General features: G+C 44.8%; 23 protein-coding genes. All 23 read left to right on the top strand.

The features are described 5' to 3' along the window. Positions 1-39 precede the first annotated feature (39 nt). The 23 genes from atpE to MKX35_RS05400 all read left to right on the top strand — a co-directional run bounded on the left by atpE (position 40) and on the right by MKX35_RS05400 (position 26,030). Positions 40-255: a F0F1 ATP synthase subunit C gene (gene atpE / locus MKX35_RS05290; RefSeq protein WP_060625974.1), complete on the top strand. Its 216-nt coding sequence runs from the start codon at positions 40-42 to the stop codon at positions 253-255. A 97-nt stretch (positions 256-352) separates the two neighbouring features. Beyond that, positions 353-841, top strand: coding sequence for a F0F1 ATP synthase subunit B (gene atpF / locus MKX35_RS05295; RefSeq protein WP_060625973.1), 489 nt, complete (start codon positions 353-355; stop codon positions 839-841). Beyond that, on the top strand, positions 838-1,389 hold the full coding sequence (locus tag MKX35_RS05300; RefSeq protein WP_042192468.1) for a F0F1 ATP synthase subunit delta: 552 nt from the start codon (positions 838-840) through the stop codon (positions 1,387-1,389). Before atpF ends, MKX35_RS05300 begins: the two co-directional genes overlap by 4 nt. 11 nt (positions 1,390-1,400) lie before the next feature. Beyond that, positions 1,401-2,912: a F0F1 ATP synthase subunit alpha gene (atpA, locus tag MKX35_RS05305; RefSeq protein WP_042131369.1), complete on the top strand. Its 1,512-nt coding sequence runs from the start codon at positions 1,401-1,403 to the stop codon at positions 2,910-2,912. Positions 2,913-3,065: 153 nt separating this feature from the next. Next, positions 3,066-3,935: an ATP synthase F1 subunit gamma gene (atpG, locus tag MKX35_RS05310; RefSeq protein WP_042131368.1), complete on the top strand. Its 870-nt coding sequence runs from the start codon at positions 3,066-3,068 to the stop codon at positions 3,933-3,935. Positions 3,936-4,196: 261 nt separating this feature from the next. After that, on the top strand, positions 4,197-5,597 hold the full coding sequence (atpD, locus tag MKX35_RS05315) for a F0F1 ATP synthase subunit beta (RefSeq protein WP_042192466.1): 1,401 nt from the start codon (positions 4,197-4,199) through the stop codon (positions 5,595-5,597). Positions 5,598-5,700: 103 nt separating this feature from the next. Beyond that, the gene (locus MKX35_RS05320) at positions 5,701-6,117 is read left to right on the top strand and encodes a F0F1 ATP synthase subunit epsilon (RefSeq protein WP_076297915.1); all 417 of its coding nucleotides are present in this window, start codon (positions 5,701-5,703) and stop codon (positions 6,115-6,117) included. Positions 6,118-6,313: 196 nt separating this feature from the next. Then, complete coding sequence (locus tag MKX35_RS05325; RefSeq protein WP_076285651.1) at positions 6,314-6,571, top strand: DUF1146 family protein; 258 nt, start codon at positions 6,314-6,316, stop codon at positions 6,569-6,571. A gap of 200 nt (positions 6,572-6,771) precedes the next feature. Further along, the gene (gene murA, locus MKX35_RS05330; RefSeq protein WP_042192464.1) at positions 6,772-8,148 is read left to right on the top strand and encodes a UDP-N-acetylglucosamine 1-carboxyvinyltransferase; all 1,377 of its coding nucleotides are present in this window, start codon (positions 6,772-6,774) and stop codon (positions 8,146-8,148) included. Positions 8,149-8,482: 334 nt separating this feature from the next. Continuing rightward, positions 8,483-9,634 (top strand): stage II sporulation protein D, encoded by a 1,152-nt coding sequence (gene spoIID, locus MKX35_RS05335; protein ID WP_076297914.1) that lies wholly within the window; start codon positions 8,483-8,485, stop codon positions 9,632-9,634. Positions 9,635-9,695: 61 nt separating this feature from the next. Then, a complete protein-coding gene (locus MKX35_RS05340) occupies positions 9,696-10,430 on the top strand; it encodes a M23 family metallopeptidase (RefSeq protein WP_042192459.1) in 735 nt (244 codons plus the stop codon). Between the two features lie 276 nt (positions 10,431-10,706). Beyond that, a complete protein-coding gene (spoIIID, locus tag MKX35_RS05345; protein WP_019915029.1) occupies positions 10,707-10,994 on the top strand; it encodes a sporulation transcriptional regulator SpoIIID in 288 nt (95 codons plus the stop codon). Between the two features lie 129 nt (positions 10,995-11,123). Further along, positions 11,124-12,122 (top strand): rod shape-determining protein, encoded by a 999-nt coding sequence (locus MKX35_RS05350; protein WP_042192456.1) that lies wholly within the window; start codon positions 11,124-11,126, stop codon positions 12,120-12,122. 47 nt (positions 12,123-12,169) lie between these two features. Beyond that, positions 12,170-13,048 carry a flagellar hook-basal body protein gene (locus MKX35_RS05355; RefSeq protein ID WP_076285653.1) on the top strand — a complete coding sequence of 293 codons (879 nt, stop codon included), beginning with the start codon at positions 12,170-12,172 and terminating at the stop codon, positions 13,046-13,048. A gap of 52 nt (positions 13,049-13,100) precedes the next feature. Further along, the gene (locus MKX35_RS05360; RefSeq protein ID WP_076285654.1) at positions 13,101-13,922 is read left to right on the top strand and encodes a flagellar hook-basal body protein; all 822 of its coding nucleotides are present in this window, start codon (positions 13,101-13,103) and stop codon (positions 13,920-13,922) included. Positions 13,923-13,932: 10 nt separating this feature from the next. Continuing rightward, the gene (locus MKX35_RS05365) at positions 13,933-14,169 is read left to right on the top strand and encodes a DNA-directed RNA polymerase subunit beta (protein WP_042192450.1); all 237 of its coding nucleotides are present in this window, start codon (positions 13,933-13,935) and stop codon (positions 14,167-14,169) included. Between the two features lie 257 nt (positions 14,170-14,426). After that, positions 14,427-14,849 (top strand): 3-hydroxyacyl-ACP dehydratase FabZ, encoded by a 423-nt coding sequence (gene fabZ, locus MKX35_RS05370; protein WP_076285655.1) that lies wholly within the window; start codon positions 14,427-14,429, stop codon positions 14,847-14,849. 47 nt (positions 14,850-14,896) lie between these two features. Then, a complete protein-coding gene (locus MKX35_RS05375; protein WP_076297913.1) occupies positions 14,897-16,618 on the top strand; it encodes a phospho-sugar mutase in 1,722 nt (573 codons plus the stop codon). Between the two features lie 135 nt (positions 16,619-16,753). Further along, positions 16,754-18,790 carry a DUF5693 family protein gene (locus MKX35_RS05380; protein WP_076297912.1) on the top strand — a complete coding sequence of 679 codons (2,037 nt, stop codon included), beginning with the start codon at positions 16,754-16,756 and terminating at the stop codon, positions 18,788-18,790. Then, the gene (csaB, locus tag MKX35_RS05385) at positions 18,766-19,902 is read left to right on the top strand and encodes a polysaccharide pyruvyl transferase CsaB (RefSeq protein WP_076297911.1); all 1,137 of its coding nucleotides are present in this window, start codon (positions 18,766-18,768) and stop codon (positions 19,900-19,902) included. Before MKX35_RS05380 ends, csaB begins: the two co-directional genes overlap by 25 nt. A gap of 6 nt (positions 19,903-19,908) precedes the next feature. Further along, entirely contained in the window at positions 19,909-20,664 is a 756-nt protein-coding gene (locus MKX35_RS05390; RefSeq protein ID WP_042192439.1) for a WecB/TagA/CpsF family glycosyltransferase, read from the top strand. Positions 20,665-20,780: 116 nt separating this feature from the next. Continuing rightward, positions 20,781-21,908, top strand: coding sequence for a glycosyltransferase family 4 protein (locus tag MKX35_RS05395; protein WP_042131352.1), 1,128 nt, complete (start codon positions 20,781-20,783; stop codon positions 21,906-21,908). Between the two features lie 159 nt (positions 21,909-22,067). Continuing rightward, positions 22,068-26,030 carry an S-layer homology domain-containing protein gene (locus tag MKX35_RS05400; protein WP_076285659.1) on the top strand — a complete coding sequence of 1,321 codons (3,963 nt, stop codon included), beginning with the start codon at positions 22,068-22,070 and terminating at the stop codon, positions 26,028-26,030. The last annotated feature ends 84 nt before the right edge of the window (positions 26,031-26,114 follow it).

The raw sequence follows: 26,114 nt of genomic DNA on the forward strand, positions 1-26,114 counted from the left end.
AACACAATATGAACCAAAATTAAAGGAGGATATTTACAAATGGAATATTTAGCAGCAGCAATAGCGGTTGGTTTGGGTGCACTTGGTGCAGGTCTTGGTAATGGTATGATCGTTAGTAGAACAGTTGAGTCCATCGCTCGTCAACCAGAAGCTCGTAATGCGCTTCAAACAACAATGTTTATCGGTGTAGGTATCGTCGAAGTTATTCCGTTGGCAGCAACAGTTATCGCATTCCTAATCATGTTTTCATCTTAATAAACCGTATTTACGGTTTGGCGGGGACGGCCGATGCCATCCGCGCCTTACTTTTGTATACGTCCGCATGACGCGGTAATGGAAGGGAGTGACCTCAGTGGAAATTGTTTGGACAAACATCTTATTTTCAATTGTAGCCTTTGGGATTCTATATTTCTTGCTCAGTAAGTATGCGTTCAGCAAACTGTTCGCAGTTATGGAGAAACGCCGTGAGCTGGTAATGCAGCAAATGGATGAAGCTGCGAAGACTAGAGAGCAAGCGGTCGCGTATGTGGAAGAGCAGAAGCAGGCGCTGAACAGTGCACGCCAGGAAGCTCAACAGATTATTCAACAATCGCAAATTACTAGTAATCAACAGGTAGAACAAGCTTTGGCGCAAGCTAAAGTTGAAGCTGCACGCGTCAAAGAAGAGGCCGTGCGCGATATCGAGAACGAGAAGAATAAAGCAGTGGAAGAGTTGCGCAGCGAAATTGGAACGGCATCTGTTCGTATTGCTTCTAAACTTCTTAAGAAAGAAGTTAGTGCTAGCAGTGAGCAGGAGCAGCTTGTGAACCAATACCTCAATGAGGTAGGAGGCCGATCATGAGCCGCGATACGGTAGTTGCCAAGCGCTACGCTAAAGCATTGTACAGTGCAGCGGTAGAGAAGGGGATTACCCTTGAAGTAGAAGAACAGCTCAAGGCAGTGGTCGAAGTATTACATTTAGACCAAGAGGTACAGCGGTTTATTCTTGCACCACGTATCTCGGAGTCCGACAAGCTGAAAGTGCTGCGCACAGCACTTCAAGATAAGCTCTCTCCTATTGTAATGAACATTGTAGAACTGTTAGTAGAGCGAGGCAGAACCGATATTTTTGCCGAACTGCTGGATACGTATATCAAGATTGAAGGAGACGCTCTTGGCATTGGTGATGCTAAGGTATACTCCGTTTATTCTTTAAGTGAAGAAGAACAAGCGGCTGTAGCTGCAGAATTCGGCCAGCTAGTAAACCGTAAAATTCGGGTTACGAATGTGGTCGATCCAAGCCTGCTGGGAGGACTGAAGGTTTATATCGGCGATACGCTGTATGACGGAAGTCTTTCTAGTAAATTGGAACGTCTCGAGAAATCCTTTAATGATAAGCATAGAAGATAGGGGTGAGGATATTGGGCATCAGACCTGAAGAGATCAGCACTTTGATCAAAAGTCAAATTGAGCAATATAAAGCCGATATCGAAGTTGCCGAAGTGGGCACCGTCATTCAAGTCGGAGACGGTATCGCTCGTGTCTACGGTCTGGAAAACGCAATGGCAGGCGAGTTGCTAGAGTTCTCCAACGGTGTAGTGGGCATGGCGCTCAATCTGGAAGAAAGCAACGTCGGTGTTGTAATTCTGGGTGAGTACAAGGAAATTCGTGAAGGCGATCAAGTAAAACGTACTGGACAAATCATGCAAGTTCCAGTTGGAGAGGCCCTTCTGGGTCGTGTTGTTAACGCACTCGGTATGCCGCTTGACGGTAAAGGCCCAATTCAAACGACGGAGTTCCGTCCGGTTGAGAATAATGCTCCTGGTGTTATCGACCGTAAATCGGTTCATGAGCCAATGCAAACTGGTCTTAAAGCGATTGATGCGATGGTACCAATTGGTCGTGGACAACGCGAACTTATCATTGGTGACCGTCAAACAGGTAAGACTGCAATCGCAATCGATGCGATTATCAACCAAAAAGGCAACGGAATGAAATGTATTTATGTTGCCATTGGACAAAAACAATCCACAGTAGCACAGGTTGTAGAAACTCTCCGCCGTCATGGCGCGTTGGAATATACAATCGTTGTAACTGCTTCGGCTTCAGAGCCATCCCCACTGTTGTATATTGCTCCATACGCAGGTTGCGCAATGGGCGAGTACTTTATGTACAAGGGCGAACACGTATTGATCATTTATGATGACCTTTCAAAACAAGCTTCGGCTTATCGCGAATTGTCCTTGCTGCTTCGTCGTCCACCGGGTCGTGAAGCGTTCCCTGGTGACGTGTTCTACTTGCACTCCCGTCTTTTGGAACGTGCGGCTAAGCTTAGTGATGAGCTTGGTGGTGGTTCATTAACCGCGCTTCCGTTCATCGAAACACAAGCATCTGACGTATCGGCTTACATTCCTACGAACGTAATCTCGATTACAGATGGTCAAATCTTCCTTGAATCCGATCTGTTCTACTCTGGTCAACGTCCGGCGATCAACGTCGGTATCTCCGTTTCCCGTGTAGGGGGCTCCGCTCAGATTAAAGCGATGAAGAAGGTAGCTGGCTCGCTCCGTTTGGATCTTGCTCAATATCGTGAACTTCAAGCTTTCTCACAGTTCGGCTCAGATCTTGATAAATCCACGCTTGCTCGTCTGAATCGCGGAGCACGTATGATGGAAGTTCTGAAACAAGGTGTAAATCAGCCGTTGTCTGTTGAGCATCAAGTGCTTAGCTTGTACACAGCTGTAAAAGGATACTTGGATGATATTCCTGTTAAAGACGTAAAACGTTTTGAAAAGGAATTCCTTGCTTACATGGACAGCAGTGCTGCTGAAGTTGCTCAATCCATCAGAGATACCAAGGATTTGACAGCAGATAACGAAGCCGCTCTTAAAGCAGCGATTGATAAATTTAAAAGAGGCTTTGCTACTAGCTAATATAGATCGTACCTAAACGATTCTTACTAAGTGAGCTTTGGCTATGCCGAAGCTCAGGCTATTACTTATAAAGTTGGCTTTGAATTCGTCAAAGCTAAGAAGATGCTTACGAAGTTAGCTTTGACTTCGTCAAAGCTTTAAGGTGGTGAAATCATGGCAAGAAGCATGCGTGATATTAAACGTCAAATTAAGAGTGTTCAAAACACAAGACAGATCACAAAAGCGATGGAAATGGTAGCCGCCTCCAAGCTGAGAAAAGCCCAGGAGAAGGCAATTGCCGCCCGTCCTTATGCTGAGAAGCTGAAAGAGGTTGTATCGAGCATTGCTGCCGGTACAGAAGGCGTTCAGCATCCCATGCTGGTCAGTCGCCCTGTGAAAAAAACTGGTTATCTTATCGTGACCTCTGATAGAGGGCTTGCGGGAGGATACAACGCTAATATTTTACGTAAGGTGACGATGCTCATCGCGGAACGACATAAATCCAAAGATGAGTACGCCTTGTTCGTTATCGGTCGTAAAGGCCGTGACTTCTTACGCCGCCGTGAATATCCGATTGTACAGGAAGTTACTGAGCTATCGGATGCGCCGAAATTTGCTGACATTAAGTCTATTGCTAATTCGGCAGTACAACAGTTTGTAGATGGTACGTATGATGAGTTGTACGTTTGCTACAACCAATTCGTCAATGCGATTACCCAGATCCCAACCGTTGATCGACTGTTGCCTATGGAAGGCGTAGGAAATCATGAGCATCATGAAGCGACTGCAAATTACGAATATGAACCTTCACCAGAAGGCGTACTCGAAGTACTACTTCCGAAATACGCCGAAACTTTGATTTATAGCGCAATTCTGGATGGCAAGGCCAGTGAGCTGGGTGCGAAAATGACAGCGATGGGCAGTGCAACAAAGAACGCGTCGAAAATGATCGGAGAACTTACCCTTACGTACAACCGTGCCCGTCAGGCGGCAATTACGCAGGAAATTACCGAGATCGTGGCCGGAGCGAACGCTCAGTCTTAAAAATACAAGAACAGTTAAGCAGCGTGCTTGACTTGCCTTGTATTTTACGAGAAACAGTGCCGCATGGAGCGATACATAGTATCGCCCGCTTCTGGAGTATGGCTCCTTAAGAACGGCACTGCAGTTCTTCTTAAAATATAAGAAAGTATAGGTTTTACACTATACAAAATGCTTATATTTCTACGAGAAACGGTTGTCATCTTTATATGACGACAACGTCGTTTCTTCTTGATGTAACAGCTTTCGAGGAGGGAAATGAAGATGAACAAAGGACGCGTTGTAAGCATTATGGGTCCGGTTGTCGATATTGAATTTGAACGCGGCCAATTGCCCGAGATATTCAACGCTATCAAAATTGAAACCGTCTTGGACAATGGTCGCCAGATTAACCTAACACTTGAGGTTTCCAATCACTTGGGAGACAATTTGGTACGTTGTATCGCGATGTCTTCTACAGATGGTCTGGTTCGCGGACTGGATGCGATTGACCAAGGTGGTCCTATTTCGGTTCCTGTTGGGGAAGCGACATTAGGCCGGGTATTTAACGTACTTGGAAATCCAATTGATAACGCTGGTGAAGTTGTTGCTGAAATAAAGAACCCGATTCACCGTTTGGCTCCGACATTTGATGAATTGTCGACACAAGCCGAAATTTTGGAAACGGGTATTAAAGTTATCGACTTGCTTGCACCTTACGCTAAAGGCGGTAAAGTTGGTCTGTTCGGCGGTGCCGGTGTAGGTAAAACAGTAACGATTCAAGAATTGATTAATAACATTGCCCAAGAACACGGCGGTATTTCCGTATTCGCGGGTGTGGGTGAACGTACTCGTGAAGGTAATGACCTTTATCACGAAATGACGGACTCCGGCGTTATTAAGAAAACAGCAATGGTGTTCGGACAAATGAATGAGCCCCCAGGCGCGCGTCTACGCGTAGCTTTGACCGGTCTTACTATGGCGGAATATTTCCGTGATGTAGAAGGTCGCGATACGCTGCTCTTTATCGATAATATATTCCGCTTTACCCAAGCGGGTTCCGAAGTATCCGCTCTTCTCGGACGTATGCCGTCCGCGGTAGGTTACCAACCAACCCTGGCTACTGAAATGGGTCAGTTGCAAGAGCGTATCACTTCTACCAAAAAAGGATCCGTTACTTCCATTCAAGCAATCTACGTACCAGCGGATGACTACACTGACCCTGCTCCGGCAACGGCGTTTGCTCACTTGGATGCAACAACTAACCTTGAGCGTAAGATTTCCGAGAAGGGGATTTTCCCAGCGGTTGATCCACTGGCTTCCAGCTCGCGTCTGCTAGCTCCGGAAATTGTTGGTGAAGAGCATTACAATGTGGCACAAGGTGTTAAACAATTGCTGCAACGTTATACCGAACTTCAAGACATCATTGCCATCTTGGGTATGGATGAATTGAGTGAGGATGATAAGGTTATCGTAGCTCGTGCTCGTAAAGTTGAGCGGTTCCTGTCACAGCCTTTCCACGTAGCTGAACAGTTTACCGGCTTCAAGGGTAAATACGTGCCAATCAAAGAAACTGTACGTAGCTTTAAGGAAATCCTGGATGGTAAGCATGATGATCTTCCAGAAGCAGCGTTCCTTTTTGTGGGTACAATCGAAGAAGCGGTTGAAAAAGCGAAATCGATGTAACACTGAGCTTATTGAATGCTTTCGAAGCGAGCTTTACTTCGTAAAGCTAAGTGTATGCTTTCGATGAGAGCTTTACTTCGTAAAGCTTTAAGGAGGAATGGAAGTGAATACCTTTTTGTTGGAAATTGTCACGCCGGAGCATCTCGTCTATTCTAAACAAGTGAATAGCTTGACAGTACGGGGAGTCGAAGGCGAGTTGGGTATTTTGCCGGGACACATTCCGCTTGTGACTCCACTTCAGGTTGCTCCGTTATCCGTCAAATCGGACGGTGTTACGATCTCCATCGCCGTTCATGGCGGTTTCGTTGAAGTGCATAAGGACAAAGTAACAGTGCTGGCCGAAAGTGCCGAACTGCCAACGGATATTGATATTGAACGCGCCGAGGCTGCTAGAGAACGCGCTCAGCGCCGTCTCCAGACTCGTAGCAAACAAGATGATATCGATCACCGCCGTGCGGAGTTGGCGCTGCAACGCGCTGTTACACGGATTAAAGTGTCCACTGGTAAAGGACAACAGTAGGATATAAGCGGTCAAGCTCTAAGCTTGACTGCTTTTTTTGTTATAGTAATCTATGTAGTAAAGGTTAAGATTTCTTCATTTTTTTGGATATTGGCATTGAATTGTTTAAAAATTTGTAAAAGTACTGGATTCTTTTGCCCTGCACAAGTATGATATAAGAGTCGATTTCCGAGTAATACGAACACGGAGGGTTAGCATGGGGGATATATTGTCCAATGGATGGTCTAGTGCCGCTGGAACCAGCAGCATGATCTCAATGATTGTTTCTTTGCTCAGTGTTGTATTATCTTGGTGGGCATTGCAGAACCTTAAGCTGGATTTGGTCATAAGATATCCCAAGAGTCCTCAAGGAAGGCTGCTGCACTTGCTTCTGGCTATTGTACTTGGTCGTTTTGTTGCAGGATTCTTTCTGGATTACCTTAGCTGGAGTGGGATGATCCGCTATATGTTTTAGGAATATGTAGTTTGGTTATAAGTGTCATAGGTCGCAATGGTCAAAAAGTGTCGAATAATAAGGTTTTATTATGTCAACACTGAACTTTAAGGAACATGCCCGGCTGAATGGGCGTATTGATGGAGTATGCGAATTTTTTTGCAATTACTTTTAATCTAAAAAATAATTTAAGAAATAATGGACGCGGAGGGAAACCGAAAATGAGCAAATTTATCGTCCGCGGTGGCAACAGATTGACCGGGAGCGTGAAAGTTAGCGGCGCAAAAAATTCCGTATTACCGATCATAGCCGCCTCTCTATTGGCAGAAGAAGGAGTAAGCGTCATTGTGGACGCACCTCCGCTTGATGATGTAATGACGATTTCAAAAATGTTGGAATCTCTGGGTGCAGGGGTTACATATCAAAACGATATTATCCAGGTGGATGCTACAAACATCACTTCCTGTGAAGCACCTTATGAATGGGTACGGAAAATGCGGGCATCTTTTTTAGTCATGGGTCCTCTGTTATCACGGCTTGGTCATACAAGAATTTCTTTGCCTGGTGGCTGCGCCATTGGCACACGACCGATTGATCAGCATTTGAAAGGATTTGAAGCGCTTGGTGCAGAGATTAGTCTCGGCCAGGGCTACATTGAAGCGAAAAGTAACGGTCGCCTGCGCGGAGCCAAAGTGTATTTGGATGTAGCTAGCGTGGGTGCGACCGAAAATATAATGATGGCAGCGGCACTCGCCGAAGGCGTGACCGTGATTGAGAATGCGGCTAAGGAGCCTGAAATTGTCGACCTGGCCAATTATTTGAATGGTATGGGCGGAATCGTTCGCGGTGCGGGTACAGGTGTTATCCGTATTGAAGGCGTAGAACGTCTGCATGGCGTTAAACATCATGTGATTCCTGACCGTATTGAAGCTGGTACCTATATGGCTGCCGCAGCAATTACAGGTGGGGACGTATATGTGGAAGGCGCAATCGCTGATCACTTGGGACCTGTTATTGCTAAGATGGAAGAGATGGGTGTGACCATTATTCCTGATGAGAATGGGGTTCGTGTAATTAGTGACAAACCTCTTAAAGCTGTTGATTTGAAGACTTTGCCGTATCCAGGCTTTCCAACGGATATGCAGTCACAAATGATGGCATTATTGCTGCGCTCTGAAGGAACTAGTGTTGTTACAGAAACTGTATTCGAGAACCGGTTCATGCATGTGGATGAATTCCACAACATGAATGCTGAGATTAAGATCGAAGGTCGCTCAGCAATCGTTACAGGTAATGCGCAATTGGTCGGAGCCAAGGTTTGTGCTACGGATTTACGTGCGGGAGCTGCGCTTATTTTGGCAGGTCTTGTTGCTGAAGGCACTACTGAGGTAAGCGGAACTCATCATATCGACCGTGGATATGTACATTTGGCTGAGAAGCTGTCTGGACTAGGTGCGGAAATATGGCGTATCTCCATGGAAGACACAGCCGCGCAAACGGTGAAGGACGAAACTCTTAAACCAGAAGTAGCCAAGAGCGAATCAAGCAAAAGCGATGAGGTTAAACCTCGCTTTCAGGTTCAAGCAACTTGGGTATAATATCAGTCATTAGGTGAGAACAGGCTGCAGTGATGCGGCCTGTTCTTTTTTTAAATAGAAGAGTTTATATGGTCTACGCTATAAAATATCCTTATATTTCTCGCATAAACGCTTACCGTCCTTATAGGGACAGCGAAGGCGTTTTTGCTTGTATTATTAGAAAGTAAATCTGAATCCTCATCTAATGAGGTTTTTTTTCGTTTGTGATTTTTTAACGCGGGGCATAGTGATAGATACGAGAAAGCTACTCTCTTTCTCTCAAATATTGTTCTAGTAGTTGCTGTAAATTCATATCTATAAGAATCAACAGTGACTCACGGAAGGAGCCATAGAGATGAAAGATTTCCGCTACTTGCGACGTAACAAGTCAACGCGCTGGCACTCGCGTCCCCTTGCTCCCCGGCTCAGGCGCCTCAGTCCCGCCGCCTGGCTCGCAGCGCCTATTCTGGCGGCGCTGCTGATTCCACTGGCGGTTGTCCCGCTGCACCGGGGACAACCGGCACCTCCGGCCTTGCCGACGGTAACGGCCTCACCAGCCGCACCAGCGGGGCCGGAGGCGGCTGTGCAGGAAGCGCCGCAGCCGAAGGTCTCCGTTTATTTGTCGCGTAGCGGACAAATAGAGACGTTGCCGCTGGAGGAATACGTCAGCGGCGTGCTTGCGGCCGAGATGCCGGCCAGCTTTGAGCTTGAAGCGCTCAAAGCGCAGGCCGTAGCGGCCCGCACCTTTATCCTTCGCCGCCTGCTGGCTGGCGACAGAAGCGGCGTCCCCGTTCCGGGGGCGGATGTAACAGATACGGTAAGCCATCAGGCTTACGTATCTAAGGATACGCTGGAACGGAAGTGGAAGCTCGGCGGAAGAAGCGCCGACCTTGCAAAGCTTCAGCGCGCGGTCCTTGAGACGCGCGGTGTCATTATGACCTATAAAGGGCAGCCGATTACGGCCTCCTTTTTCGCCTCCAGTGGAGGATATACCGAGAACTCGGAAGAATACTGGAATGCAGCGATTCCCTATCTGCGCAGTGTAACTAGTCCTTGGGAGAAAGAGATTACCCCAAACTATGCGGTGACATCTACATTCACCATCTCGGAAATACTTACTAGACTTGGGCTAAACGACAGAGTAATTCCTGCTTCAAAAAATACTACCCAATCAGGCATGACAAAAAATATCTCTACTTCCTCTGAATTGCCGGTAGAAGTGTTGTCTCTCACCACTGGACATCGGGTTAAGGAAATCTCTATTGGAGGTACTATTTTTACTGGAAGAGAAGTGCGAGAGAAGCTAGGGTTACGTTCCAGCCAATTCAGTTGGGGGCGAAAAGGGAATAAAATCTATATAACTACCTTCGGAAATGGGCATGGTGTGGGAATGAGTCAGTGGGGAGCTAATGGGATGGCGAAGGAAGGCGGAACGGCTACTCAAATTCTCAAACACTATTACAGTGGTATCTCTTTTACGCAAATCTCAACTCTTCTGAAAAAATAACTTGAAAGATACGTATAAAAGATAGAAGCCCGGTAACACTGGTTACTGAGGTGATAACCATATGAATGAACAAGACAAAAACAAAACAAACCATGATGAATCTCTCAAAAAATCGCAGGGAGATTCAGGTGCTAAACCTTCTTCATGGAGCAAGATGTTATCTAAACGTTGGGTGTTCCCAGCAGTCTACACGGCGGCAGCGGCAATTATACTAACTTTGGTGTGGGTCTATCAGGATGCCGGCCAAAAACCGCTGGACACCGCCGCCACATCACAGCAAGTAGGAGCTTCAACTAACGAAGCTGGTACTGCAAACAGTAATCCAGATGCCCTTGAAGTTCTTGCTTCAGCGGAAAGCTTGGTTTGGCCAGTAGCCAATCCAGGTGAAGTAGAAGTGGTCAAACCGTATTATGATGAGAATGGTACAGAGGACAATCACGTTGCCGCAATGGTGCAGTATAACGACAAATTTATTCCTAATGTCGGTATCGATCTTGCCCGTGAAGACAACAATACGTTCGACGTCAAAGCAGCACTTAGCGGTGAAGTTACTAGAGTGGACGATGTTGCAGTGTTAGGTAAGGTCATTGAGATTACCCATCAAGGTAATATGAAGACCGTCTACCAAAGTCTTGGCGAAACGAAAGTTAAACAAGGCGATGTTGTGAAGCAAGGAGATACGCTTGCAACCGCAGGTCGCAGTGAAATCGAGAAGGACCTTGGCAATCATGTACACTTTGAAGTGTATAAGGATGGCAAAGTAGTTAATCCATCTGAGTTACTGCCAGGTCGATAAGAATATTTACTGCAGGGGGCTAACGCCCCCTGTTATGCTTGTATGTAAATAAGGCTCTTCGTAAGCAGCATGCTTATAAAGAGCCTTATTTTTCTATGAGAAACGGTTATTGTCTTTAAAGGACTAATGACGTTCCGTCTTGCTAATAACAAGGCTTCTTGGGTTGTCCATTAAATAAAATGAGCCCTCACAGGCTTGTCATGTCTTGAAAGCGCGAATATATAAGCCCGCCCCTCATATAATGTACCAAACTATCCACAGTTGGGAGGCGGGAGCGTGCACGATTACATCAAGGAACGTACGATCAAAATCGGACGCTGCATCGTGGAAACCAGGCATACGGTCCGGACCATAGCCAAGGAATTTGGCGTTTCAAAGAGCACGGTGCACAAAGACTTGACGGAGCGTCTGCCAGAGATCAACCCTGATCTGGCCGATCAGGTGAAGCACATTCTTGAATATCACAAATCCATCCGACATCTTCGGGGGGGAGAAGCCACAAAAATTAAATATAAAAAAACGACGGGGAAAAAACGTGAGGTTGCTGTAGCATCAAAGCCATAAGATTTTCGGAAATTTAAGGAAATATTCAGCTTTAAAACATTGTGTAGTTCCCCTAAAGTATGTTATTTTTAAATTTAGTACTAACTGCTGTTTTTTCAATTAAAATAACACTTTGGGGGCTCTTTCATTATGTTTAGCAAGGATATCGGAATCGACCTCGGCACGGCCAATGTGCTCATACATGTTAAGGGAAGGGGAGTCGTTCTGGATGAACCTTCCGTGGTCACACTTGAAAGTGATACGAAGAGAGTCCTTGCGGTGGGAGAACAGGCACGTCGCATGGTTGGACGTACACCCGGAAATATAACAACTATCCGTCCTTTACGGGATGGTGTCATTGCAGATTTTGAAGTCACGGAAATGATGCTGAAGTATTTTATCGACCGTGTTGGCGGTCGCACCTGGTATTCACGACCTCGCATTCTGATATGCGCCCCTACAAATATTACATCTGTGGAACAGAAGTCCATTCGGGAAGCGGCAGAACGCAGCGGGGCTAAGGAAGTATTTATGGAAGAAGAGCCAAAGGCCGCTGCGATTGGAGCGGGAATGGACATTTATCAGCCAAGTGGTAACATGGTCGTCGATATCGGTGGCGGAACGACGGATGTAGCCGTACTTTCTATGGGCGACGTCGTTACCGCTTCTTCGATTAAAGTCGCTGGAGACAAGTTCGATGAGGCCATTTTAAGATATATTAAACAAAAGTATAAATTGTTGATCGGTGAACGGACGGCAGAGGATATTAAGGTTACTATTGGTACGGTTCGACCTGGTTTGATGAAGTCCGAAATGGATATTCGTGGCCGGGACATGGTAAGCGGACTTCCCCAAACGCTCACTATTACGGCGGCTGAGGTTAAGGAAGCATTATGGGATCCGGTTTCTTCCATTGTGGCTGCAGCTAAATCGGTACTGGAGCGTACACCACCAGAATTGTCTGCGGACATCATTGACCGGGGTGTGGTTCTTACTGGTGGAGGTGCTTTGCTTAACGGATTGGACGAGCTACTCTCAGAAGAATTACATGTACCTGTTTGGGTAGCGGAAGACCCTATGCACTGTGTGGTAAAAGGAACAGGAATTATGCTGGACAATTTGGACAAGGTCGTTAAGAAAAAGTTCTAAGCAGCCGATATAAAAGGTAGCATTAGATTCGGAAGGAGACTACCTTCATGATAAGAGGTTTATATACGGCCGCTGCAGGTATGGTTGCGCAGCAACGTAGACACGATACGGCAACACAGAACATCGCTAACTTAAATACAACGGGATATAAGCAGGTTGACAGTGTTAATCATGCTTTTCCGGATGTCTTGATCTCGGCTATGATTAATGGCAATACCACGCCGGTGGGGCGCCTTAACACGGGAGTTTTTGCAGAACAGTCAATATCCCAATATTTACAGGGTGATTTAAGGGAGAGCGGCAAGTCTATGGATTTTGCTTTATCTACAGATTTGCAAGTCGCCGACCCTGTGACGGGTCAAAATATAGCCTTTGATGGTTCAGGGAAATATGTAAGTCCTGAGGGTGAGGTTATTTACCGTCCACAGGCTTTCTTTACTGTTCAGGATGCTGAGGGCAATAACTTATTTACCCGAAATGGAAGCTTCTCAGTAAACGCGGCTACGGGAGAAGTGTTGAGCAGTGGAGGCTTCAAGGTTCTGGATTCCACTGGCAAGCCTCTTGTCTTGACAGGAAATCAGGACACCCTTAAAGTGGACGGGCAGGGGAATGTACTAAATCCAGTAACAGGACTTCCGACAGGGACCAAGATTGGTGTGAGTGTAGTTACAAAGCCGCAGGAGCTTGTGCGTGATGGTAAAGGTGTGTTTCACGCTGATGATATAGCGGCGGCAGACATTCGTTACTCCAATGCAACTGATAACTTACAGGTGCGTCAAGGATATTTAGAGGGTTCCAATGTTGACCCTACTCAGGTTACTGTTGATTTGAATGCCGCATACCGGGCGTATGAAGCGAACCAAAAGATCGTCCAATACTATGATAGCAGCTTGCAGAAGGCTGTAACTGAAGTCGGCAGGGTATAAGTGCTGCTTATGAAGTGGGTTTTACAGGTACAGCTTATAGGAGGTTTGATCTATGAATAACTCAACGATTAGTGCAGCAGTCTCCATGTCCAGCCTTCAGCAGCGGCTTGATATTATAGCGGATAATCTAGCCAATATGGATACAAATGGTTATAAGAGCAAGAAAGGTTCCTTTGAGGATGTGCTGACTCGTGTGCAGCAGCAATCGGATGACTATGATCAGCCGGGCCGCGCTACACCTCTAGGCTTTAATATCGGTTTTGGGACTTATGTGCCTTCGATTACGACTAATTGGGAAGAAGGCCCCCTTAAAGAAACAGGTAATCCAACCGACTTGGCGCTTCAGGGTAATGGGCTGTTTGGAGTTCAGGTCAATGGAACTACAGCTTATACAAGACAAGGTGACTTTCACTTTACGCCTGACACCACCGATGCAACGAAGATGGTCCTTGTAGATAATACGGGGAATCCGGTACTGAATACAGCAGGTAATCCTTTAACGGTCCCTGTGGGCGTGAATGCAGCTATCGATGAATCCGGTCGTGTATTAACGAAACAGTCAGAGAATGGACCTGTTCGGGTAGCAGGTACTATAATGATTGTAGAACCTAAGACACAGAATGCTTTAAAGGCAGTGGACGGGAATTTCTATATGCTTGCCGATGGAGTTACAGCACAGCAGGCTTTTGTACAAAGAGCGGCAGGTGAGGCGTCTGGAATTGGAGTACGCTCAGGGTGGCTGGAGCAGTCAAATGTCGATATGACCACAGAAATGACAGAAATGATGCAGATTCAACGTACGTATCAACTCGCAGCTCGGGCGCTTTCTTCCAGTGATCAGATGCTAGGTCTGGCCAATAACATGCGCGGGTAGAGGTGAAGGAATGGAACGTCAGAAAAAGGTGAAGTCGGAAGACAAACCAGAAGACAAGAAAGAGCCGAAGCGGCGAGGATTATCAAAATGGACACTCATCCAGTGGATTCTTATTCCTTTGCTTCTCATAGCTGCACTTGGAGGCGGACTGGTTGTCGGTTACGTTGTCCTTGGCAAAAAAGAGTTTAGCGATGTTCTACAATGGAGCACATGGAAACATGTCTATGATTTGGTTTTTGCTCCATAATTTAAGATGATAACGACTCCCTTCTTGCTTAAGGGAGTTTTCTTTTTTATACGGATAAATGTATAATGGTGGGGGGCCTCGGGCAGCAAAAAGGGCCCTCTCCGCCATGCTATCGCATCCGGTGGAGAAAGCCCCTTATCTCAACCTCCACTTCTGCAGGTGGTGAAGGATATATATAGTTTTTACCGAAGCTGCCTAAATTTATGCAGTTCGGCGAAGAATAAATGAAGTAACATCCGAAAGGAGTTTTGTTAATAATGCTGGATATCAACCAAATTCAAGAAATCATCCCCCATCGGCCTCCATTTCTGCTGGTGGACAAGATCACTGAGATTGAAATGGGTAAACGGGCTGTTGGCATTAAAAATGTAACGATCAACGAACCTTTCTTCGTAGGTCATTTTCCAGGTTATCCGGTAATGCCGGGCGTACTGATTACAGAAGCTCTTGCACAAGTTGGTGCGGTTGCTATTTTAGGGGTAGAAGCGAATCGCGGTCGAATTGGCTTTTTAGCCGGGCTCGATGGATTCCGTTTCCGTGGTCAAGTCGTACCGGGAGATACGCTCACTCTTGAAGTGGAGATTACTCGCCTTAAGGGCAGTATTGGAAAAGGACAAGCTACTGCGTCGGTTGAGGGGAAAGTTGTTGCCTCTGGGGAAATTATGTTTGCGCTCAGCTAATATTAATTAGCGAATATATATTATACATGGAGAAGGAGAGATTCTAAATGACTCAATTAAGCCCAAAAGCGGCAGAAACCTTATCTCGCTGGCTGGAGAACGCATCTGTTGATGAGTCTACGAAGGCGGAGCTGCGCGCTCTGGAGAACGAGCCACAGGAGCTCGAGGAACGATTTTATAGAGATCTAGAATTCGGTACAGGTGGTCTACGCGGTGTAATTGGCGCAGGTAGTAATCGTATCAATCGTTATACGGTAGGTAGAGCTACACAAGGTTTCGCTAAATATATTCTGGAGACGCATACTGGAGAGGGAAGACCTTCTGTTGTTATCGCTCATGACTCCCGTCGTTTCTCGCCTGAATTCACACTTGAGGCTGCTCTTGTATTGGCTGCTAATGGCATTGAGGCTCATTTATTTACTTCTCTGCGCTCAACACCCCAATTGTCGTTCAGCGTGCGCCATTTGAAGGCAACGGGCGGTATTGTTATTACTGCAAGTCATAATCCGCCTGAATATAACGGGTATAAGGTTTATAATTCTGAAGGTGGACAGCTTGTCCCTGACGAAGCCGAAAAGGTCATTTCTTACATATTAGGGGTTGACACTTTTGATGGTGTGAAGCGGATTTCCCAAGAAGAAGCGGAGCGTCAAGGTCTGCTGCACTGGCTTGGTAAGAAGGATGACGAAGCGTTTACCGATACTGTCGCTGCGGTTAGTCTTGCAAGTGAAGAGATCGCCTCTACGCTTGGAAAAGACTTCAAAATCGTATACACCCCGCTACATGGTACTGGTAACCTGCCAGTCCGCCATGTGCTTGAGAAAATTGGTTTTACACAGGTGCATGTTGTACCTGAGCAAGAGCAACCAGATTCTGAATTTTCCACTGTAAAATCACCGAACCCAGAAGAACGCGAAGCCTTTACACTGGCTATGAAGCTGGGCGAAGAGTTGAATGCAGACCTCTTAATTGGCACGGATCCCGATGCAGACCGTATGGGGGCAGTGGTTCGTGATAATGAAGGTAAATTTGTTGTTTTGTCGGGCAATCAATCTGGAGCTTTGATGATTCATTATTATTTGAGCCGTTTACAGGAACAAGGTAAGTTGCCTAGCAATGGTGCAGTTGTGAAGACTATCGTGACGAGCGAGATGGGGGCAGCTGTAGCCTCTCATTATGGTGCAACTGTATTTAATACGCTAACGGGCTTCAAATATATTGGGGAAAAAATGACTCAATTCGAACAATCCGGAGATTACACATATCTTTTCGGTTATGAAGAAAGCTATGGTTATCTTGCAGGTAACTATGCTCGTGATAAGGACGCCGTTCTTGCGGCTATGTTGATCGCTGAAGCAGGTGCTTATTACAAAGCTCAAGGCAAAACATTATATGATGTTCTTCAGGAATTGTATGAGCAGTTCGGATACTTCTTGGAAAGCCTGGAGTCCCGTACACTGAAGGGTAAGGATGGCGTTGCGCAAATTCAAGGTATCATGAATGATTGGCGTACGAATGCTCCACAAGAAATTGCGGGATCTGCCGTTACAGAGGTGCTGGATTATTCGCTAGGTTTAAATGGTCTGCCGAAGGAAAATGTACTAAAGTATTTGCTGGCTGACGGTTCATGGTTCTGCCTGCGTCCTTCAGGTACCGAGCCAAAGATTAAAGTTTATTTTGCGGTTGTGGGTGAATCTTTGCAGAATGCTAAGGAAAAGGTAGCTAAACTATCCAAGCAGGTTATGGCTCGTGTTGACGGGGAACAATAAAATAAGAATATAGATCGCGCTCTATATTGTGAAATTATATTTTTTACGTAGAAACGGGTACCGTCTCTAAAAGGATGACGATCCGTTTCTACTTTTGTAAAAAAGAGTTTTGAAGTGAAAGAGGAGGTACTTTTGGTGCAGCAAAAATGGCAACGTTGGAATATTTCTTCCCGAAAGTGGCTGTGGATCATAGTTGTGGTTGGCGTTTTAGCTGCCTTGCCAGTTGTCTATGACCGTCTGCAGACGGAGAAGTCTTCCAAGACAGTGGAATTTGTATTTGATTACCGTGATTTAGTTGAAGTAGCAAGCTATCGTGCAAATCCGCAGGATTATATTTCCGAACAGTTAGATCGTCTAAAAGATGCTGGTGTTCAGAGTATGGCGATTTACGAAAGCACGCTGGAAGATTATCGGAAGGCACGTCGTCTAATGATGTGGGGTGCGGCTGATATCGCTAATCTTACGGATACAATCATTCCGGTGAATGAGAACTATACTTATGTTCTTTTTACTAATCCTGATTACTACCAGGCCCTGGCGCCTGTCATTAAAGAGGCATTCGGTAATCTTGGGATTACTTCGAAGGAATGGAGTTTCCGCGGACAACAAGGTCTTATTATTGAGACTCCAATAGAAGATGCTACACTGAAGCCACTTCAGCCGGATCCATTTACACTGGAGATGCTGCATGACAAAGGGTTCACCATTGTACCGCGTCTTGTGGATTCTTTGACTTATAATAAAGCAACAGTTAAGAAGCTGTTAGATCGTTATGAAGAATTGGGTGTAAAACGAATCCTATTCGAGGGAGAGTCCGTTAAAGGGTTTAATGATGATGCCGATACGGGTAGTATCACTGACTTTGCAAATCTCCTTAAGGAACGTGGAATCGGAATTGCAGCGATTGAAAATATTAAGAAGCAGCAGAAGGGCTTTAACAAGCTTGCCTATTTGCTGGACTATAACGTAACACGGTTATACTCCCTTAGCGAAGGGGATTCTGCCTTAGATCCAAAAGTGATCTCAGATCGTTTCGCGCTGGCAACAAAGGATCGCAATATCCGAATGATTTATTTAAATACGATTCCTTCTCGAAATACAGCTAAGGCACAGATTACAGATACGCTAGACAACCTTGTCACGAGTCTGAGTGATCCTGGTGGTGCCGTTGAGCAGATCAAAGACAATGGGTTTAAGTTAGGACAAGCTACGGCTTTTGAGGTTGTAGATTCGTCTTATCAGCGTTACTTCAAGTTAGTTGCGGTAGTTGGCGCAGTCTCTTTAGTAGCGCTGCTGATTTCATACTTTATTCCATGGCTTACGATCCCGGCATGGGTGCTAGGATTACTGGGAAGTGCAGGCCTGCTGGTCTTGAAACCAGAGCTATTTGAGCAGGCACTGGCGCTAGCGGCTGCGATAAGTGCACCAACCCTGGCGGTTGTACTTGCCATTCGTAAGGTTAATGAAATGGGACCTCCGCTACGGAACAATACCCTTACCTATAAGGCTATGAGCCCGCAACGTCGGTTTACGCATAGTCTGGTGCTTTATTTGAAGACGTCATTAATTTCTTTGAGCGCTGTGCCATTCGTGATCGCACTGCTCAACAACATAACCTACAGCCTAGTGCTGGACCAGTTCCGTGGTGTTAGTCTGCTCCATATGGCGCCTATCGGCCTTGTAGCACTTTATGTACTCCTCTATCGCGGAGAGTTTGTCTTTAACAAGACAGGTAAGCTGCTGCGTACACCAATCACATTAGCTATGGTTCTTGCCGCTATGGTTCTTGGGGTCGTAGGTATGTATTATTTAAGCCGTACTGGAAATGGTGGTAACGTAACACCTCTAGAAATGGCCTTCCGTACATTCCTAGAGAATACGGTTGGTGTCCGGCCGCGTAATAAAGAGTTTTTGCTCGCACATCCGTTATTAATTCTTGGTGCATTTCTGGCCTTTAGATATCGGAATGCAGCATTTATCATGATCATTGCCGTAATTGGTCAGCTCTCCATGGTGGATACCTTTGCACATATTCATTCACCTGTTCTGATCTCGCTGGTTCGTGGATTGCTCGGTCTTGGACTCGGACTGATCATTGGTGTAATTGCCGTAATCGTATGGCAGATTGCAGAAGGGTGTTGGAAACGATGGTCGCCACTCCTAAAAAGATAGTTATCTCTGGTTACTATGGTTTCCGTAACAGTGGAGATGAGGCGGTGTTGCAGTCCATTCTAATTGCACTGCAGAAACAGTCTCAAGCTTTGGGTATATCCATTGAGCCTATAGTGCTGTCCATTGATCCTGAGTGGACGAGCGCCACATACGGAGTGAAATCCGTGCACCGGATGAAGCTTGTTGAAGTCCGTCAAGCGATTTATGAGAGCGCTGGTCTGATCAGCGGTGGGGGCAGCTTGCTGCAGGATGTCACAGGTAGCAAGAGTATTCCTTACTATTTAGGTATTATCAAGCTTGCGCAGTGGATGGGGAGACCAACCTTTATCTATGCTCAAGGTATCGGGCCAGTGAATCGCAAGCTTTTTCACCCTTTAATCAAATCCGTGTTTCGTAAATGTACTTATATATCTGTGCGGGATGAACAATCCCGCGAGCTTCTCCTATCTATGGGACTGGAACAGAAAAAGATAGAGGTTGTTCCCGACCCGGTTATGGGCTTGTCTTTGCCAGAGGACACGGATGCTACTACACAATCTTCAGAATTATCTGATTCACTTCCGGTGATTGGGATATCGGTACGTTTTTGGGAGCAAGACCGCAGAGAACTGGAGGCTCTTGCACAAGGCTTGATTAAGGCCAACCTTGAGGTTCCGTTACATTTGCGATTTCTCCCTTTTCACACCCCTTCGGACAATGAGGCTTCACGTTATATGATGGAGAAGCTGACGGGAATCATAATCGAGCATGGTGGGCAGATCAGTATATGTGAGGATGCTATTCACCCGCAGCATATGCTACGGGAAGTGGGACAATGCGATGTTCTGATCGGCATGCGACTTCATAGCTTGATTTACGCGGCTGGAAGACGTGTTCCACTGATTGGTATTTCTTATGATCCAAAGATCGATCATTTTCTGGACAGAATCCAGTGCTATCCTGTTGGAGCAACGAACACACTTGATGCTGAACATGTTGCTGCCGAGATTGTTCATCTTTTGAACACAGGACAGGAATGGAGAGCGGCACGGGAAGATGTCATTTCCAAGTTGATTCAAGAAGCAGAGGCACCAGCTCGGCAAATCGTAGAATATTTTCACCATAAAGGATGATCTAAAGTGAAAGCAGAAAGCGCGGTACCTACAGTTCCTATTTTTGGAATTAGAGTCTCGAAAGTTGATATGGCAGCAACAGTTGCCTATTTGACGGAGGCTGTTCATACCCGTATCCCGCATCAAGTGATTACAGCTAATCCCATTATGGTTATGGCTGCACTGGAAGATCCAGCTTATATGGATATTATGAAATCGGCTGAATTGGTTGTCCCCGATGGGACAGGTGTTGTATGGGCTGCTAATTATTGTAATGAGCCGGTATCAGAACGGGTAGCAGGTTATGATCTGTTACATGAATTGATGCGGCAGGGTGAAAGATATAGTTGGAAGGTATATCTCCTAGGTTCTACGCCTGAAGTGATTCGGGAAACCGCTGAAAGGTTACAATTGCAATATCCGGGTGTAATCATTGCAGGATATCACGACGGTTATTTTGGTCCGGATGCAGATGAAGAAATTGTGGCTGGAATTGTTAAAGCTAATCCTGACTTATTATTTGTTGCCAGAGGTGCAGATAGTCAGGAACCTTGGATTGCTAAATATAAGTCCAAACTGGGCGTTCCGATCATGATGGGGGTCGGCGGCAGCTTTGACGTGATCTCTGGGAAGAGCAAAAGAGCGCCAATAGCCTTCCAAAAAATGAGAATAGAATGGTTGTACCGTCTCCTAAAAGAGCCTACACGGTACAAACGAATGCTTGCACTGCCGAAATTCGCATTAAAAGTGGTGCGTGAGAAAGATAAAGTAACAAAAGTCTAGCAAAATGCCGATATTCACCTAGAAAATGAGATAAATAGCCTAAATAAAGGATTGGAATTTGTTTTTGTAACAGCGTATAATTCAATGCGGTAGAGAAATGGGGGTCGACTGATCAAATGTTAATCATATACATCGCTGGATTTATCGTATGCATGGGACTCGCACTTGGCCTCACACCTTTGGTGAAGAAATTCGCCATTAAGATTGGTGCAACAGATGTGCCGAATGCTCGTAAAGTGCACACGAAAATAATGCCCCGCCTTGGCGGATTAGCTATTTTTCTAGCGTTTGTGTTAGGCTTGCTTGCCGTATTGCCGATTATTCCATACGAGTTCACTCCGCGGGAGGTCAACTTCATCAAAGCGCTGCTGTGTGGTGGCGGACTGATTGTACTTATCGGGGCACTCGATGACCGATTCGAATTATCAGCAAAAGTGAAGCTACTGGGCCAAATTATCGCAGCCTGTATCGTTGTTTTCGGCTTTGGTATTACTGTAGATTTTGTGAATATTCCATTTAACAATACGTATTCCTCACTGGAGAGCTGGATTGCTATCCCGCTTACGATTTTCTGGATTGTCGGTGTTACCAATGCCGTTAATCTGATCGACGGGCTGGACGGGCTTGCGGCTGGTGTATCAGGAATTGCAATTGCTACGATTGCGGCAATGGCTTTCGTGATGGGAAACACCATGGTGGCAATGCTGTGTTTGTTGCTTCTGGGTAGCATCATCGGATTCCTGTTCTTTAACTTCCATCCTGCTAAGATTTTCATGGGTGATACGGGTTCGCTGTTCTTAGGCTTTTGCTTGGCATTACTTGCTTTGCTAGGATTTAAACAGATTGCAGTGGTTTCGTTTATTACACCTTTGCTTATTATCGGTGTACCATTGTCGGACACGTTCTTTGCGATCGTGCGCCGTAAGCTGCAAAAGAAACCAATCTTCGCACCAGATAAAGGTCACTTGCATCACTGTCTACGCGAGCTTGGCTTTAGCCACCGCCAGACTGTACTTATTATTTATGGTATTGCTGCGTTTTTCGGTATTCTAGCTGTCATTCAATCATCCGCAGCTCTTTATGAAGCGAACTGGGTTACGTTCGTGGTCATCTGTATCATGCTCTTCTTCCTGCAGATTGGTGCTGAAATCACAGGTTTGATCGGCAAGACTAAACGGCCGCTGATTGATTTCTTTTTAAGAATGCGTATGAAGGCTGATCCGGAAAGAGGCTCTAAGTCCTAAGCGACTAAGCAATTATTCTAAAATTTTCTAAACTTAACAAAACTCATCCGATTTCGGATGAGTTTTTTGTTGTTTTCCCTAAAAATATCGCTACTTATGACCGATAAAGAACAAAGTGAAGGTTTACGAGAACTTATACTCAAAGGAGAGATATAACACATGCAACGCTTTAAGAGACCGTTCGTTTGGCTGATGCTGGCGGCTTTGATCGTTTCTATGTTCCCAGGTAAATACACGCCGATAGCGGCAGCGGCTACCACGACATACTTCAGTCCGGATGATCTCACGCTGAGAAATACAATTGAGCTGAAACAGGAGATTGTGCCGGATACCGATCCGAATGCCGTATATAATATTTCAAGACAAACCGTTTATAAGACAAGCAATCCGAATTTTTCGATTACCGGTACGTATGCACAGGTAACGACTTCTACAATGAAAGTCACTGTACAGCAATTGACTCAAAGTGGTAGTAAATGGGTTACAGATGCTACCCACTCGACTACCGGCGCAGTAACCACTGATACTACAAATCCTACTAACCGTTTTATTGCTAGTGGGCTCACATTGTTTACAGGATACAATAAGATTACTTTTTCTGGGATGCAAGGTACTTTAGAGCGCTCAGAATCATTTTATGTTCTTTATGATAAGGTTCCTTATATCTCCTCTCTACAAGTTCTTGGAGGTGGACCTTCCGCGATTAATTTGAATGAGGGAACTAAGGTTGTTGTTCCTAATCAACAGATTACGCTACAAGGTAATGTGACCAATGCAACTCGAGTTGGCGTTTCATTGAATGGAGGATCATCACTGCAAACCTCGCTACTTGAGGATGGTACATTTTTCACTCCAGCATTAACGCTTAAATCAGGGGAAAACACTTTGGAGATCGTTGTGCAGAATGCAGCGGACTCGATTACAATAAAACGCTCAATTTATTACTTTAATACAAACAGACCTTTTACTGACTTGCAGATCTATCATGGTGATGGGTCGAACTTTAAAGCTCATAACATTCTTGATAATGTTCCTACACTGACTGCTTCAGATACTACTGCTAATATCATTGGACAAGTTCTTTTACCTTATAGCGCAAGTGATAAATCCTTTGAAGCTGATCATACTGTCAAGATTAATGATCAGGTTGTTCCGGTTAAAGTGTTGAAATCATACACGATTTCTGCTGATGGTGTTTATGCACCTGTGGAGGGGAACGTTGGAGATCAGAAGGAAATAGTTATTCCAGGTCCAGATGGTGTTACACCTCAATACCGACTGGTTTCTTTCATAACTACATCGCCGTTTACCCTTACTTCGGGATCAGGCAACGTGGTACTGTCCATTAAATATGGTTCTTACGAGACGTCAACCAAAGAAAGTTATAAATATCTGAAAGATGAGACTGTGATTACAGATATGTTTTATCTTTCAGGATATAAAGAAGCTACAAGTGTTGATATTTCTTCCGTTTCCAAACTAGCGTTGAATGGATCGCAGGTTGAAAAACCTGATTTCTATGTTTTGGTGAAAACAAATGTTGCCCCAAAAGCAGGAGCGATATTGCAGGGTTCTTACCTACCACTGGGTGCTTCGCTAGTCCTGTCGGAACAGTCTAATGTCACAGGTTTAAAAGCTAATGAAAAGGTGTATAAAGTTGAGGGCTTCTCTAATGGCCAGCAAAAAGTAAAATTTCAATTTTCGGGGTCTCAATCTTTTTATAATGCCGATATCGCCTATGTTTCTAAGAACTATATCTATGTAGCTAATTTGAATGATGGACAGACCTATACTTTTAATTCTGCTACTAGCTCTAATAGTATGACTATTTCTGGTGAATATATTGGATTTGAAAGCATCGGTAATCCTCAATTTTTTATTAATGGTATATCAAACGATAAAATAAAAACAAATGCAAAACCAGATGGATATGAATTTAAAGTAACGCTGACCAATCCAAAGTTCTCCTTTGATTTACCTATATCCTCCGCAGGTCCACTAGTTTATGGTGAGAACAAGATTGTGTTTGTTGGAACCTCGATGGATAAAGCGGGAAATAAAAGAGAGATTCGTAAAGAGCTACGGATTTATATCATCGATACGAATGTCTCTAATTTGTCACAGTTCCATCCGGCTGTATCTAAGGGACGGGTCGATTTTACTCATGATTTAGTGAAGGATTATACAGATAAAGAACTTAATGACATTCTTGGATTGACGTCTGAGTTCATTTATAAGGATGAAAAATTTGTTACCAGCCAAACTAAATATGATTTGGTGTTAAGAGGCGGGGCGGCTACTAAGCTTAACTTGTACCAAGGATCAGACCTGTTCCTTTCTTTTGGTAGTGAAGTTTTGACTGGAAATGCTTCTGGACACAGGAAGCTAAATGAATTCACCTATAATAATCAAAAATACTATTATGATTTCTCCGGTAACAGCACGGAATTTATGCTTCGAATTCGTGATATCCCAGCAGAAACTGCTGGAAGCATTGTATATAATCTTGAATTAATCAATGACACAGGTGCACGGACGAATCAGCGTCTGGAAGTTGTTCGTGAAGTTTCTCCCTATCGCGTACTGTCCCCGGTGGCAACCGTAGGTGAACAGATCGTTGTTAACAAAAACTTTGTTCGTTTTGATATTGAAGCTGAAGGTGCTACAAAAGTCATTATTGATAAATACGAAGCAGAAAAGCGCACCGATCTGCCGAATCGTTTCACACTGGACTATGTAGGCTTAAAAGCAGATAAAGCGACAACGATTAAAATTCAAATTGTTCGCGCTGATTCTACTCTCAGTGATACGATAAGCGTGTATTATGCGAGTGCCGTTCAAGTAGATACGCAGTATATGGCTGAGAAAGTTGCAACAAAGTATAGTGCGTTTAATAAGGGACTAGAGCTGAGTTTCCCTAAAGGTACACTTATGAAAGGCTATACTACCTCAGGTGCAGCTAAGTACTATCCAGATACAAAACTATTGTTCGGTATTGCTGATCCATTGGATGGTGTTGTTGAACGTAAAAATGATTATGGCAATACTATTAACGTCGATGCTGATGCACGGACTCCAGGTGGCTTGAGTACGTTGTTGATCCCTTCAGATCTTGTATTACGTTTTAACTCAACAGTAGAAACTAATAACTTCTCACGTGTATCCGATATTTATTGGCTTAGCGGAGGTTTGGGAGAAAGAGGTACAAAAGGTACTGCTCTTTATAAACCGGCTACTAACGGGATTGCTCCATACTCAATAGAAGGTAATTTCACACAAATTGAAGCTGAACGCAAAATTGTACCATCCCAGCGAGGTGATCTTACACTAACCTTTAATCCAAATATTGTTGATGAGGTTGGTTCCACAATCACTGTATTCCGTTACACGGACTCAGGACAATGGGAGAATATTGGTGGAGAAGTGGACACAAAGAAACACACAATCACGGTGCCATTTGATCAATTTGGGTATTACACTGTAATGAAGCTTCGTCGTGGATATAACGATATTACCAATCACCCATGGGCAAGAAATATCTTGAATGGTCTTTATTCTAAAGGCATTATGAAGAATTTGCGTTTTGACCAATTTGGTGCTGATAATACAACAACACGTGGAGAATTCGCTACGTTGTTAGTGAAGGGCTTGAGCCTTCCATTGAATTATAATAATAATCAGCAGACGTTCTTCGATATTGTACCTGAAGCAGTTTCTACAACTTGGGACTTCAAACATATTGAGACAGCAGCAAGAGCTGGTATTATTACTGGATTAAGCGATGGTTTCTTTGGTCCGGATCAACCTGTTACGCGAGAACAGGCGGCTGTGATGATCGCTCGGGCACTTAAGCTAAAAATGTCTATAAACGACAATAAGTTGTTAACCAGTCTATCTAAATCTTTTGTAGACACCGGTAATATGGATTTTTACTCTCGGCCAGCTATTGAGGCAGTTTCCAAGGCTAAGATCATGGAAGGCAGCGCAGTGACGATTACAGGGCAAAAGAAGCCAGTATATAATTTTAATCCAAAAGGTAAGCTTACACGTGCAGAGGCTGGTAAGATTGCTGTAGAACTGCTCAAAAAGAGCACAAGTATTTTCCCGAAAACTTTTAATTAATGCGTTAGAATTAAAAAAACGGCCAATTTCGCAAGAAATATCTGCGGATTGGTCGTTCTTCATTCCATTTAATTGTTTAATCTC

It is taken from the genome of Paenibacillus sp. FSL R5-0923 (assembly GCF_038009145.1).
Taxonomy (GTDB): domain Bacteria; phylum Bacillota; class Bacilli; order Paenibacillales; family Paenibacillaceae; genus Paenibacillus_AQ.